This is a genomic window from Pseudomonadota bacterium (genome assembly GCA_026390555.1).
Taxonomy (GTDB): domain Bacteria; phylum Bdellovibrionota_C; class UBA2361; order UBA2361; family OMII01; genus OMII01.
In genome coordinates, this window is record JAPLFS010000043.1 from 1 (window position 1) to 14146 (window position 14146).

The 14146-nt window shown below is 50.1% G+C and carries 13 protein-coding genes and 1 tRNA gene; 4 read left to right on the forward strand and 10 right to left on the reverse strand.

Going from position 1 to position 14146, the window contains the following annotated elements; genetic code table 11:
- The 6 genes from NTV65_06250 to NTV65_06275 all read right to left on the reverse strand — a co-directional run.
- Positions 1-843, reverse strand: an 843-nt coding sequence (locus NTV65_06250) for a hypothetical protein (protein MCX6114799.1), incomplete at its 3' end; no start/stop codon positions are given.
- A 61-nt stretch (positions 844-904) separates the two neighbouring features.
- Complete coding sequence (locus tag NTV65_06255) at positions 905-2596, reverse strand: S8 family peptidase (GenBank protein MCX6114800.1); 1692 nt, start codon at positions 2594-2596, stop codon at positions 905-907.
- Positions 2597-2700: 104 nt separating this feature from the next.
- Complete coding sequence (gene ribH, locus NTV65_06260; GenBank protein ID MCX6114801.1) at positions 2701-3192, reverse strand: 6,7-dimethyl-8-ribityllumazine synthase; 492 nt, start codon at positions 3190-3192, stop codon at positions 2701-2703.
- Positions 3193-3212: 20 nt separating this feature from the next.
- Positions 3213-3295, reverse strand: a tRNA-Leu gene (locus NTV65_06265).
- Positions 3296-3347: 52 nt separating this feature from the next.
- Entirely contained in the window at positions 3348-4103 is a 756-nt protein-coding gene (locus NTV65_06270) for a lysophospholipid acyltransferase family protein (GenBank protein ID MCX6114802.1), read from the reverse strand.
- Between the two features lie 34 nt (positions 4104-4137).
- Entirely contained in the window at positions 4138-4701 is a 564-nt protein-coding gene (locus NTV65_06275) for a hypothetical protein (GenBank protein MCX6114803.1), read from the reverse strand.
- Positions 4702-4903: 202 nt separating this feature from the next.
- Here NTV65_06275 and NTV65_06280 point away from each other — a divergent pair, with 202 nt between their 5' ends.
- Complete coding sequence (locus NTV65_06280) at positions 4904-5089, forward strand: hypothetical protein (protein ID MCX6114804.1); 186 nt, start codon at positions 4904-4906, stop codon at positions 5087-5089.
- Positions 5037-5714 (forward strand): DUF3108 domain-containing protein, encoded by a 678-nt coding sequence (locus NTV65_06285; protein MCX6114805.1) that lies wholly within the window; start codon positions 5037-5039, stop codon positions 5712-5714. Before NTV65_06280 ends, NTV65_06285 begins: the two co-directional genes overlap by 53 nt.
- A 30-nt stretch (positions 5715-5744) precedes the next feature.
- On the opposite strand, the gene fliD is transcribed toward NTV65_06285, so the two are convergent.
- Complete coding sequence (gene fliD, locus NTV65_06290) at positions 5745-7139, reverse strand: flagellar filament capping protein FliD (protein ID MCX6114806.1); 1395 nt, start codon at positions 7137-7139, stop codon at positions 5745-5747.
- A 73-nt stretch (positions 7140-7212) separates the two neighbouring features.
- A complete protein-coding gene (locus NTV65_06295) occupies positions 7213-8520 on the reverse strand; it encodes a hypothetical protein (protein MCX6114807.1) in 1308 nt (435 codons plus the stop codon).
- A gap of 156 nt (positions 8521-8676) precedes the next feature.
- On the opposite strand from NTV65_06295, the gene NTV65_06300 reads away from it, so the two are divergent.
- Complete coding sequence (locus NTV65_06300; protein ID MCX6114808.1) at positions 8677-10479, forward strand: RNB domain-containing ribonuclease; 1803 nt, start codon at positions 8677-8679, stop codon at positions 10477-10479.
- A gap of 223 nt (positions 10480-10702) precedes the next feature.
- Here the strand turns inward: NTV65_06300 and clpA are convergent, their stop codons facing one another.
- Together clpA and clpS are read right to left on the reverse strand one after the other, a co-directional pair.
- Positions 10703-12958, reverse strand: a complete 2256-nt coding sequence (gene clpA, locus NTV65_06305) for an ATP-dependent Clp protease ATP-binding subunit ClpA (GenBank protein ID MCX6114809.1) — start codon at positions 12956-12958, stop codon at positions 10703-10705.
- A complete protein-coding gene (clpS, locus tag NTV65_06310; GenBank protein MCX6114810.1) occupies positions 12958-13272 on the reverse strand; it encodes an ATP-dependent Clp protease adapter ClpS in 315 nt (104 codons plus the stop codon). Before clpS ends, clpA begins: the two co-directional genes overlap by 1 nt.
- A gap of 207 nt (positions 13273-13479) precedes the next feature.
- On the opposite strand from clpS, the gene aat reads away from it, so the two are divergent.
- Positions 13480-14136, forward strand: coding sequence for a leucyl/phenylalanyl-tRNA--protein transferase (gene aat / locus NTV65_06315; protein ID MCX6114811.1), 657 nt, complete (start codon positions 13480-13482; stop codon positions 14134-14136).
- The last annotated feature ends 10 nt before the right edge of the window (positions 14137-14146 follow it).

Sequence of the window (14146 nt, forward strand, 5' to 3'; positions counted from 1 at the left end):
CGCAGAGAGTAAGAGTAAGTAGGCACCATGCAAACCAGGGCTACCACTATACCAACTGATGAAATCGGTAATATCCTGGCTTTCGTTACACCGAGTAACTCCAGTATGCGAGCTAATACTAACACAGTTAGCGATACAGAGCAGGACAATCGCCGCTACCACGATCTTCCTACTGCACCATATCTTTCTACTGCCCAGCGTAAATACAAAGCAGGCCAGAAAGATCGGAGTCATAATAACCCCAAGTGGATGTAGCACTGCGGCAAACAAGGCAATAAATCCTACCGCGGCGAGCAAGACTCCGCGGCGCCAGGGGGAAATATCGCTACTCTGCATCCCATACTGGGCTATTACTATCGCCAAAAAGGCGCACATGACGAGAGCGCCCTCCGGTCTGGCCATTACAAATAGAAATGGAAATGCGCCGAGACTCATGCTTAGAGAGTAGGTAGCTATTAAGCTCCTAGGCACGAGACGTGCATTATTTGTAAGGATCTTAAAGAGCAACCAAACATCTAGCAGAGCGATTGCAAGACCTAGGCCACGTAACCACATAAGATTAGGAATAACTCCATAAAGCGCACCTAATATCATGCGCGGCACGACCCAGAGCAAAGGAGTCTCTTGACTGAACTCGGTTGTACACTGCGGCCACATAAACAACATGCGCCCGCCCTCTCGGAAGTATCGGCCGAGGATATACTCGTACGCTATCTCATCAAAATAGACCGGATTCAAGGCGGCTATAGCGTAGGAGCCAAGAAACCAAAGAGCTATAAGTACGGTCCAAATACCGCCACCAGCACGAACTACTGGCTCTGTTTGTTGAATAGAGCTTTGCACGTAGTGTGGTTAACACAGGGGCATAGGCTTAGCCAGCACTAAAGGTTTTGCCCAGCTCTAGCTATCGCAGCCTTACGGATCTAGAGCGATTTCCGTTGTCATCCTTGACATAGCACCTGGTATGAACCTTCGGTCGGCGACGTTCTAGCTCGTAATAGCCAGAGAGATCACTGACTCGAGTTGCAACCTGGCGTTTTTTACAGAGCAGATGAACAGCCTTATCCGCTAATAAGTTGCCGTTAGAATCGAATATCTCACCGAAGAGATAGGCGCGCCTCTGCGAGCGCTCAATTGAAAGGGTCAACGTATTATTGCCAACTAAAACATCCGTTGGCGGCGTTGGGGCTATTCCAGAGATGGCAACTGCAATAGCGCTAGCCGCATTTATCCTACCACCCGTTACGATACGGCCAAGTAAAGATGCCTGGGAATCAACCGTATTCATTATAATAGTTTTAATATCCGCATAGCCTAGGGTTGGATTAACCCCCTTGATAAGCGCGGCAAGCCCTGCGACATGTGGCGTAGCCATCGAGGTACCACTAAAGCTCTGGTATGCATCGCTAGGTGTGGTGCTTAAAATGTCAGATCCAGGCGCCGCTACATCGACCTTTGTTACGCCATAGTTTGAGAAGTTCGTCAAAACATCGCTAGAATTAGTCGCGGCAACGACCAAAATATTATCCGCAGAGAAGTTCCCCGGATATGACGGCACGCTATCGTTATCGCTAGACTCATTCCCTGCGGCGACTACGAGCAGGACATTTTGTGTGCGCGCATATGTTACCGCGTTCTGAAGCACCTGTGCATTAGAGGGTCCGCCCAATGAGAGGTTAATTACTGAGGCCCCGCGATCTGCTGCGTATTCGATCCCCGCTGCAACATCGGAGAGAAAGCCACTGCCCTGGCTATCAAGAACCTTGACCGCCAATAGACCCACCTGCCAATTAACCCCAGTTACGCCACGGGCGTTGTTGCCGCGAGCTCCGATCGTACCAGCAACGTGCGTGCCGTGCTCATTGTCATCCATCGGATTGCGATCCGTGTTAGCGAAGTCGTACCCATAGTAATCATCAACAAAACCGTTGCCATCATCGTCCACCCCGTTTGCTGGGGTCTCGCCTGAGTTAAGCTGAATATTTCCCTGCAGGTCCGGATGCATGTAGTCGATGCCGGTATCAACAACAGCTACAACTACGCTGCTTGAGCCGGTCGTAATATCCCACGCCGCAGGTGCGCCAATCCTCTCCATGCCGTAAAGTGCCGAATAGTTGGTATCGTTTGGTATACCTGCGGCATGGAAGAGGACATTCGCCTCACAGGTGACCGAGGTAGTCGGATTATTCCTGTACACCTCGGCACAGATAGCGGCTATGGCAGCGTCATTTACTACCACAGGATTAAACGATTGTGCGGCGACAACATCAGTCGTAGATACTACGCCTATGGAGCTCGACCCCTGGGACCGTTGTATATGCAGGTGCGCTGGTGTTCGCAGGTTCTTTATGTTGCGCGCCGCAGCACGGGTCTGGAGATCTCGGGGAAATGAGACTACAACCTCCTTGCCCGGAACGATAAGCCGCAGTGGCTCTGCGTAAGATAGTGGCTCTGCGTGAGCTAGTGGCTCTGTGTAAGCTAGTGGCTCTGCGTGAGCTGTTGAAAAAGCTATGCCGTACAGCAACAGCGTTCCATACAACCCTATAGGCAGAGATCTTAATAAGGGAAGTGATTTAAAGATACTTTTAAGGTGCATAGAAACAGATGCTCCAAGTAGATATACCACTGCGCTTTTATACTCCTATCTTAAGTACTATGCGAATAATTTATTAAGTCTTTGTGTTCAAAGCGTTACATTAACTAACGGGTGTGTTGTGGTAGCGGATGTTTGCGTCGCCAATCAATGATCTCAAGCGTTGCAATGCCTGCTTCTAGTCCCTTATTGCGCTGATCGTCTTGGCTGCGTGCAGCGGCGTCTTCAATTTTATCCACCGGCAGGATCTCGTTTATGATCGGAACATCACACTCGAACATCACGCGCTCAAGTCCACTCATACAGAGATCTTTAACGATATCAAAGTGGTAGGTATCACCCTTGAGAATAACTCCGAAGACGATTATCGCCTCTAGTGTTGGATCGCACTGCATCAGCCTACGAGCAGCAAGGGGGATCTCAAGACATCCTGGAACGATATGAATTTGCGGCTCGGCACAACCACCATCCTCAAGCACCCCAAGGCATTTTTTGATCATCGCCTCGGAGTATTCACGGTACCACTTAGAGGCGATGATCGCCACATTGGCGCCCTCAACGCGGGGCAGCTGCGCTATGTTATATGAGGCCTGCGCCATGAATATACTCTCATGCTATATACCGAAGAAGGGACTCGAACCCCCACACCCTTGCGAGTAGCGGATTTTGAATCCGCCGCGTCTACCATTCCGCCACTCCGGCCCAACGATGTAAGGTTTTAGACGTATTTCAGGAACAATTCAAGCGTCGATACTCAAGCCCTTACTGCGCCTCGAATTCGGTCCTCAATCTGCTCTAGCAGAGCCTCAGTTGAGGCCCCCCCCTGCTCAAACGGTTCAAGGAACTCAAGCTCTATGCAGGTGCCAAACGGTACCGGCAAAAAGTGATATCTAAGTAGCTCCCAGTTACCCCGTATCACTATCGGTTGAATAATAGCTCCCGGCATGGCTATGGTCAGGGCTCTAAATCCTGTGGATTTGAATTTTTTCATCTTCCCATCCCTAGCGCGTGTCCCTTCTGGAAAAAGTGCCGCAACCTGGCATTCCCGCTCCTTTCGTGCTCCGAAGCTCCGAATCGCCGCTATTGATCGCTTGGGATCCTTGCGGTCGATCAGCACGGAGCCCAGTCGCCTAAGAGAGAGGGAAATACTAGGAATCCAACGTCCTAACTCCTGCTTGGCAACGAAGCCGATCTCACGCTGCCGGCATGCCCACATAATCATCGGTATGTCGTACATGCTTTGATGATTCGATACGATAAGAACCGCGCGATCCTCTGGCAGTGTTGGTGTTCCTAAGACACGATAGGATGCCCCGGTCAGTAATCTGATATTCCAGATGATGCACAGGTTCATGATGTCGAGCACCCGTTTCTGTTGAGATCTGCCAAACAGCCCGGCTAGCAGCAGAAAAACGTGAAATACGCATAGGATCGATATAAATACGACGAAATAAGGCGGAGTTAGCACCCATCCAATTAACTTTCTATGCAGTGCCATCTCTACATTCATCTACTACTCTCGAAGAACCGTTTCATACTTATAGTCAGATCCTATTGCTCTGCATAGAAACTCCATGCGCAAGCTTCTTTGACAACTTCGCACTTAAAACTGCTTGCGCCCCGTACTCGGCCAGTCTTGCTGCGTATTCGAGCACCTCCCTCTTCTCTGTTAACGAGAGAGCGCTCATATGCAGATGTCGTATCGAATCAAGTTCTATGGCAAGCGCTAGTATTCTAGCTCGACCGTCCATAGTAGCATCAACTAGATCCTTTCGCAGCTCGTTGATAAGCCCCTTGATAGCCCCATCTTCATCACCAAGTATATCTGGCATCGCTGGGATAGTGGCATATATAGCTGCACGCAAGGTGATAGGTTCATTGCAACCTCCATCTTGCAGCACACCTCCATCTTGCAGCACAATGGACACGATGCGCGCTATGCGGGGATTAAATGACACCCCCTCCTCACGAACGATCCCAACCTCAAGGTTACCACCCGCTGCTCCAGCCTGCTGATAGTCCTGAGAGAGCTGTTGCAGGGTGCAAGGATCTAGTGTTCTAGACAGCTTAGCAAATAGCCCTGGACACTCCCGCTTAAATGATTCCAATCTTAGCTCCTTTATCTCCCACTTGCCTCAAACAATGTTTGACAAGGCTTGGGCACTCATTCATGCTAGCCAACTTACTTAAACTACTCAAAAGCTAGTACATGTATCGACCCTGACTCATCTAATTAAGCTGGTGCTGTCAGTTAGCTGCCATTACTATCACACTAACGTTCCCTACTAGAGAGCCATGAGGGCCAAACGCATGAAGAGAGTATTCATACCCCGCACGGCGATATGCGAAGCGGCTCAATTGAGCGTTATCACCTCTGCCCTCACCCTTATTATTACCTTTACGATGACTGCAAAAGCTGACGATTACATAGCGCTCCGTTACCGTGCGAGAGAAGGGTGGCCAATATCTGATAGACGCAGCCGCGCGCACCTATAGCGGCGTTGACCTGCTCTATAAGCTACGCTACGAAGCCAGAGGGGTGCTGGAGGGATCGGATCTATCCTCTGTCAGCCTATCGATCGATCATCGCGAAAATTCTCGCCATAAGAATATCGAGCTAGCCTTTGAACCGCACTCAAAGAGCGTCTCGGCTATACGACGGAAGGGGCTAGATGACCCAGATAAGCAGTCGGTCTCCTTCACTCCGAACAATCCAACCATCGATCCGATCGGCGCTGCCTTCCTGGCACGAACCCTTGAATGGCAAATTGGAGAGAGCAAGCACTTCGACGTATTTAATGGCAGGAGTCGCTATTTTATAACCTTAACCGCAGTTAAGCGCACCACGATTAATTTTCAGGGCGCGCCGCGTAACGTATTCGTAATATCTCCACAGGTGCGGAATCTAACAACTACTAAGCCTCGCTCTAAACTGCGTGAAGCCTTTATATACATCACAGATGATGAGCAACGGGATATTCTTAGGATTGAGAGCTCCGTATTTATAGGAATGGTAACGGTCGAGATGGATTCATTTATACCGGCTGTAGATACGCGCCCAGCGCTAACAACCATCGCTCAAAGAGACTCCTCAAGCGAAGCCCGCGCTCAGATGCGCTAACAGTTGTTAAGTTGAATCGCCTTCTGCGATCTATCCCAAGCCACTCAACGCACTTGTCAGTGAGCTCTGTTGTTGTTGCAAACGACTCGTCAAGGCCTCAAGGCGTGCATAGCGTGACCGCATACTCTCGGCCTGGCGCTCGATCTGTTTCTCGGCCTCTTGAATACGGGTGCTCAGATCAGAGACCGTCTCCTTATTGTTATTGACGCTCAGTTCCAACAATCCCTGAAAGCGGGTGTAAATATCGATAGTACCGGATGTTGTCGCCGTGATATCAGCAAAGCTGCTAAGAATATCGCTCACGCTCGTTGGTTCTGAAGCGATGGCTGTCTTTAGCTTAGTGGAGTCGAATTTAAGAGTTCCGTTCCGATCGGTTGTAATGCCGAGATCTGCAAAGATGCGCGCCGCAGAACCTCCGCTGGCAGTGGCGGTGGAGAGCGCAGAGCGCAGCGCTGTTAAGGCGCTGTCATCGTTTCTGCTACTAGCCAGTGGGGCGAATGTATTAGTCACCTCTTTTTTCGAATCATCTCTTGTAACCTGGTTGTTCTCATTTACGAACTGAACTAATTCATTGTACGAGTCGATAAAATCCTGCACCCTAGAGACAGTAGTGTCAACGTCTTCTGCTATTCGCACGATAGCGCTGCCGAGCGATGAAATGTTTAGAGTGACTCCAGGAATAACGTCGGTGATGCTGTTAGTAGTTCGTGTTATCGTTCCTATACCGGTGATAACTATCTCAGCATCATCAGCGGCATCCTCACTATGTGCCACTAAATTAGTAAGCGCGGCTCCTATCGCAGTTTGAGTGATAGTTCCCTTCTCTGTGCCTTCGTAGACAGAGGTAAGTACGATCTTGTAGGCCGGGCTTGCTGTCGTTCCTATATTTACAAGCGATGCCTGCGCTTTCGAACTGGCATTATTAAAAGCCGTAACAAAATCTGATGCGCTATAGGTAGCATCAGTAATTTCAATACCGATGCTTTCCTGCTCTGCTCCAATCCCTACAGTAAAACTGATGGTTCTATCGGCGGCTGACTCTGCTCCGCTAAGGGTGTTCTGGACAGCCCCACTTAGGCTTGCAAAGGTTGCATCGAAACTGAAGGTGTGGTTTTTTGCTAGAGAGTTAACAGTTACGGAATAGCCTCCGTTAATTGCTGCATTAGAGGCCTCGGCGGTTACTACGGACTCCTTACTACTGACACCTGTCTTGCTTACTCCTCCACCGCTAAGGGTCGTAAATCCCTTAAGGGTAGCACGCAGTAGATCCATTTTATTGCTAAGCTCTTCGGTTGCTGCATTTGTTTCCTGCAGCTCCGTAATACGTTTTTCATTGGGTTTAACCCGCGTAGTACGTGATGCTTCGCTGGCAGCTTCTATCAACGCTGCCGAATCGATGCCCGATGCTAAACCAGAAAAACTCATGCCGGCCATAGTCCCCCCCGCGATTGAAGCAGAAAAAGGGTCTAGGGGTATTTATTGCCGCCTAAAGCCGGCACTACTTTCCCTTACGAAGACCCTTACGAGGGGTTGTGCCCCTCACAACTTCACAGAGCCATGAGTGCAAGAACGGGTCCATGGCTGGGCAGAGCTCCTTAACTATACGCGCTACGTTGCGTGACTTATGGCGCTTCGCTTCATTAATAACGAGCGCAATCAGTGCAGTATTAAGGCTCCATACCCCCGGGCAAACCTGCGCTCCATAGCAGACCTGCGTAGCCTTAAGAGCTCGCGCAAGTACAATCGCCGCAAGGCCCGAAAACGCCGAGTAATTACCCTCGTCACTGACGAGCCGCGCCAGAGACGCTAGCGCGCAGCCAGGCGCCTGCAGCGCATCACTTATAAGAGCGATACGGGGTGACGTTCTATTGCTGCGGAGCCACCTACCGAGCTGAGTTAATACACGGGGGGTGAGGGGGGCGTCCTCCACAACTCGCAGGAACTCCGACCTAGTGATATATTGCGGTAGAGAGCTCATCAACTCCTGTAATGAAGCCCCACTAGCTTCCTGCTGAGTTGTTGCCACGATAAAGGACTCTATCATCGCTAAGGCAGCAGGGGTGCGGCCTATTCCCCACACCTCTGAACTTTCAACCAGCCAGGGGTGCTGTTTGCCGACCCCCATACCAACCGCGCTCTCGGTGCGAGCTGCACGCAATGAGGGTACTACAATTGGGGTGCGAAGTGCGCCTACCTTTATGCTGATAGCTCCCTTTGTTTTAAGGGCTCTCTCAATCGCCCTAGTAAGGTAGGAGATACGGGAGCCGCTAGTTGTGCGTTTTTTAAAAAGTAGCGCAACATCCATCTCGACCAGCTGCGCGATAGTCAGCGCCTCTTCAAAGGGCGCGCTGGGCCAGTCCGGGTCCCAGTACTGCCCAACGGTTGCGGTACGAATCACTTGAAATTTAGGATGTGCCTGCAGCTCCTTAACCTTCTGCTTTAGATTAATCTCCAACTGAACGGTGCTGTAGCTCTGTTCTACCCCTAGATCGTACGACTCTGCATTAGATTGTGTTGTATCCACGGCTCCGTTTGCTTCACTAGCGCCCCCATTCCCAAGGGCTAGAATGAGCTGTGCCAGATCTTCCATCTGCCGTGATGTTAGTTTATGTAGCTGCTTAATCCCCTGCGCTCTAAGCTCTATCAGCTTTTCACAGCTAATCTCAGCAACAGCTCCAAGCGTGCCCCTTTCAACTCCTATCAATTTTCCGATCTGAAGCGTGCGGAGAAATCCAAACCTATTTGAGGCAGCAAATGTTTCAAGCGCTTGGTCAAGTAGGTCCTCTGCATTACGTATTTTGGTCATTCCTGAATCCTACCTTTAATCTGCTAGATGCTAGGATGCGACTTTCTAACGCAATGGTCCAGGCCTCCTAACTCACAACCTATTAACGATATAATCCAGCACTGCTTTCCTCTGTGCATAACCCATCAATACGGAGTATAATAGAGGTAACTTAGTATGCTAGACCGGGATAAACGCACTGTATCGATAGAACCCCAGCCGCCCTCTACCTCTGCAAGCGTTGCAGGCGTTGCGCCTACCCATCGCTCGGCGCATTCCCGTTCTGCACCTTCAGACCAAGTACCAGCCCAAGAACCTGCAACCAAGGAGCTCTCTATAGGGATCCAACGTAGGATACCCAAGAAGCCCTCATACACTATTATTGACGAGATCAAGCAGACGATTCCAGCCGGACTTGAGCTTCATCGTGCATATCGCTACCAACTCCCCATAATGGCCCGCAAATTTGAACTGGTTGTTCTTAAGCTATACGTGCCACCACAGCTTGAGCCAGCGCTGGCTACATGGCGCCGCGCTCTAGAGGAGCTGCACCCAATGACAACTGTGCTAATCAATCGAGTGGAGGTTGATCAAAATCTACAGAATCATCTGCGCAGCCGCTTTCGCCGTACTGAACTCCTTACCGAAAGTGCGCGTCCGGTACTTGAGGAGATCCTCTCTAAGCTATTTGGAACTCAACCTGAAGCTCCCGTGAGTACGCGACTTGATCCACCACTTCGTGAAAACCTGCGCGATGTTCCATTTATCGCCATTGATCGACCTGATACGATCGATCGAGAGGACTTAATACACGGCGAGAAAAAATCCGATGGCTCCTTTATTCTGCGTGTAGCGTTCATCGATATCACAGATCACATTCGACCCCATAGTGTGGCGGATCGCTACGCTCTACGGGTTGGTAGCACACTGTATGGACGTAACCGTGCCATCTCTCCAGTAGGATCCCAACTTTTCGGGGGAGCCGGAACCTTTAAACTCGGAGAACTTCGGCCGGCCTGGGTTGTAGAGAGCCGCATCTCTCCTGATAAAGATGCGCAAACTGTCTCATGTAAGATTCGCAGAGCCTGGGTTAAAAACCACTCTAACCTCGACCCAAACGAACCCTTTGATATGCGATCTCAGCCCGATATCGCCCGCACAATCTCAGCACTAGCAGAGATAACCCGTATCCTAGAGCACTCTCGCACCTCGCGTTCTCCCATGATTCGCGTTGAAGGTGCCGGTACCGCCAGTCGCATCGTGGCAGAGACCATGATCGAGGCGAAGCGCCGTCTCGCCCATTACTTTGAGCGTCATATCAAAACCTCCGCCGTCTACCGCGTACACAAAAAACCATCGACCAGCGATATAGAGAGCTGGTGTACAGCCCTTCATCAGCTCAAGATCCCGGCTAACGGAGCAGACTTTGATTCGCCCCTCTCAGTGGCTGGTATCCTCAGGAGCCTAGAGGAGCACAGCTCGCACTCCGCTCGCTCCCTTTCGAATTCAATCCTCGACACCCTGCTTTTGCGCTCCACTTACTCAGTTAAGAACGATGGGCACTGGGGGCTACGCCTAGACGCCTATCTTGAGATTAAACCACGCGATGCCGCAGGACTGGCAAATCAGCTGCAACTTGATGCCAGCATGCGGCGCATGGATAATCTCTCTCAAGATGAAATGGGACGCCGAGCAACGATACTTAACGATAAACGCTGGGCCAGGGATGAGCGTAACTATAAACTTAGATTCCTAGAGATGCTCTCTGAGAAACTAGCGCTAGTTGGAGACCTTTTTCTTGGTGAAGTTGCACGAACCGGAGAAGATTTAAGCTACTGTCATGTACAGGGGTTTTCAAAGTGGGGTATTATAATACAGCCAATAAAACAGCAATTAATGGTTGGAGATCTCATTGCTCTTAAACTCCTGGGCTTTAATCTTAACTCTATGCGCTTTGAGTTTCAGATTGAGCAGCCTTAACTTGACTTAGAATATCGGTAACTGGTCACCATAGTTTAATGTCGTGATTCAAGCTATTGAGATTACGGCGAAGTTTCATTAGTAATTCGATTGGTCGTCCCCTGATCGGGGACGGCAGATTTTGTGACCAGTTAATGTTTCACCCCCGATTTGCGGAGCAAATCGGCCCCTTAGGGGCTATTGAGTGTCATTACCGTATGCGAATATTTCTGGAATAGGCTGACTAGTTATGAATATCAAAACTTAATTTATCACCCTTAAGTTCAACTCTAACCTTCCCCCCCTGCTTTAACTTACCGAATAGAATCTCATCGGCTAAGGGATCCTTGAGCTCACGTTGAATCAAGCGCGCCATGGGACGTGCTCCGAAGATGGCATCGAATCCTTTTTGCGCCAACCATTCCTGCGCTGCTGTGCTTACTTCAAAGGTGATCTTTCTATGCGTAAGCTGTGTCTCTAGCTCACGTATACATTTCGCTACGATCTGAACGATCACCTGTAGCGGTAATGGATTAAAAAAGACGGTCTCATCGAGACGATTGCGGAACTCCGGTTTAAACAAGGATTTAATCGCGGTGTCTCTAACGTTATTCGGCTGCGAGCTTCCAAAACCAAGCGCCCCCGCCTTTTCAGAGCCGGCATTAGTCGTAAAGATTACGATGATATTTCTAAAATCACCCTTGCGCCCCTGAGAATCGGTTAGGACTGCATCGTCCATAATTTGCAGAAATATATTGAATACATCGGGATGCGCTTTCTCAATCTCGTCAAATAGTATAACGCCGTACGGGTTCTTGCGAACCAGATCGATTAGCAGCCCGCCCTCCTCATATCCAACATATCCCGGAGGAGCTCCGGTAAAGCGCGCTACATGGTGCTTGTCGTTAAACTCGCTCATATCAAAACGATGGAAGTGAACTCCAAGCTCCTCTGCAAGTGCACGCGCAAGCTCCGTTTTTCCTACACCGGTAGGGCCCGCAAAAAGAAAGCTCCCAATTGGCTTAGCCTCTGACTGCAAACTAGCCCTACTACGTTTAATGGCCTGCGCAACGCTAGCTACTGCTTGGTCCTGACCAAAAACTCGCATCTTTAACTGCGTGCTAAGGTTCTTAAGGACCCGCTCATCGGTGTTGCTAACGCTCTTTACCGGCACACGAGCTATCGCCGATACGACGCTCTCAATATGCTCCTCAGTGATTATCTTTCGACGCTTTTTCTTTGGAAGCAGTGCATTTGCGGCCCCCGCCTCATCGATTACATCGATAGCTTTATCAGGTAGGAATCGTTCGTTAATGTGCTTAGCCGAAAGCTCGGCTGCGGCTTTTAGCGCATTTGCGGAGAAGGTGACCTTGTGAAAAGTTTCAAATCTCTCCTTGAGCCCTTCAAGTACGAGGATCGTCTCTGCAACACTCGGCTCTGCCAAATCTATCGTCGAGAAACGGCGACTTAATGCGCGATCCTTTTCGATCGTTTTTTTGTAATCCGCATGCGTTGTACTTCCCATACATCGGATCTCTCCGGAAGCAAGTGCAGGCTTTAAAAGGTTGGCTGCATCAAGAGAGCCCGTCCCGGTGGCCCCTGCTCCCACAACCGTGTGCAATTCATCGATAAATAGGATCGCATTTGGACGGTGCTTAACCTCAAGGATAACTCGGCGCACCCGCTCTTCAAATTCACCTCTAAACTTGGTTCCAGCCACTAACGTCCCCATGTTCAAGAGGAACACCTCCGCTCCCTGAAGCTGTTCAGGGATCTCCCCGGCTACGATACGGGAGGCGATAGCGTGCGCCATGGCGGTCTTACCAACCCCGGGCTCCCCAAGAAAGAGCGGGTTATTCTTTTGCCTTCGACACAACACCTTAAGGGCACGCTCGATCTCATTCTCTCTGCCAATTACGGGGTCTAGCTTGTGCGCTCTTGCCAGGGCAGTGAGATCCTCCGTGAACTGCTCAAGTATGCTTCTGGCGGGGCGCGCCGTACCGAAGTCGTCCTCCTCATCATCAGAACTAGCAAGAAGATCCTCTCGCTCCTGCGAGCCACTCAAGGCACCATGTGCAATAAAATTAACGATATCAAGGCGGGTAATGCTCTGCTTGGCAAGGTAAAAGACCGCATGCGAGTCCTCTTCCGTAAAGATCGCAACAAACACCTCAGCCGGAGTGATTATATCCTTCTGAGCTGAGCGAACATGCATGATTGCGCGCTGAAGCACCCGCTGTACGGCTGGTGTTTGCGCAGGCTCCGCCACAACTCCGCGCTGCGATTTGACCGGAATTACCTCAACATGTTTATCAAAGAATGACTCAAGATCTTTGCGCAGCAGCTGTAGGTCTGCGCCTGCACTTCTGAGAATCTCCATGATCTGCTCATCGAAAGTTAGAGCATAGAGCAGGTGCTCAAGGCAGAAAAAAGCGTGGCGACGAGATGCTGCTTCTCGAAATGCCGCTTCAAGGGTCAGTCCTAACTCCGTGCTGAACATTACTCCTCCTCCATGATACACTTGAGGGGAAATCCCTCTTGCCGTGCTTCATTGTGAACGCGTTCAATCTTAGCTTCAGCGATCTGTTTTGAAAATATGCCGGCAACACCCCTGCCACCCTTATGAACCTGTAACATAATCTGGATAGCTTCAGCGGGGCTTTTCATAAAAACGGTCTCGACGATATGCGCAACAAACTCCATCGTGGTAAAGTCATCATTGAGCAGAAGTACCTTATAGTGTCTCGGCGCCTTTGTACGGGTCCTCTCCGCTACCTCTGTATCGGATGAATGACCAACTTTAGATCTTCCCATACAATTTTATACCAACTATTCACACCAGTATAACTTTTCTATAGCCACCATAGCCGTATCATTACAACCAAAGATTAGGTAGCTGCGTAATTAATAATAACCCCTTTGGTGCAGAGCTGCCTAACTATATGATACGGCACTATGGCCCACTCAAACAGCGCTAAACGAGATCTCAGATAGTTATCCCCTTATAAATACCTAGATTCCATGGCAGTACCCTTATTTCCCCCAGTAGAGCAAGCAGACCCCGATGGCCTTTTGGCTTTGGGGGGAGATCTTAGTGTCTCTTCGCTACTGCATGCCTACCTTAACGGCATCTTCCCCTGGCCCATTGCAGAGGAACTGTTAGCCTGGTTCGCTCCACCGGAACGTGCTGTGCTCTTCTTGGATGAATTTCACCTCTCGCGCCGTTTTCAACGCACTCGTAAAAGTGTGCCGTTTAACGTCCGTATCGATACTAACTTTCGGAGCGTTGTCGAGCGTTGTGCTGAGTTGAAAAATCGGGGTACTCAGGACGGCACATGGATTACCGAACAGATAATCGAAGCGTACTGTGAGCTCTTTAACGCCGGATACTGTCACAGCTTTGAAACTTACCTGAATGGCGAGCTAGTTGGGGGTGTGTACGGCGTTCAGATCGGTCAATTCTTTGCGGCGGAGTCGGCCTTCTATCGCAGCTCGGGAGCCTCAATGGTCGCCATGTGCGAGTTAGTTAACTACTTAAAACAGAACGGTGCAACCTGGTGCGACTGTCAGATCCTTACCCCTTTCTCTGAAGGTCTGGGGGCACGCCTAGTTCCACGGGAGCAGTTTATGCAGCTCCTACGCAGCTCCCTTGCCAGCTATGGTCTGCAAGGCAATTAAGCGCTAGATT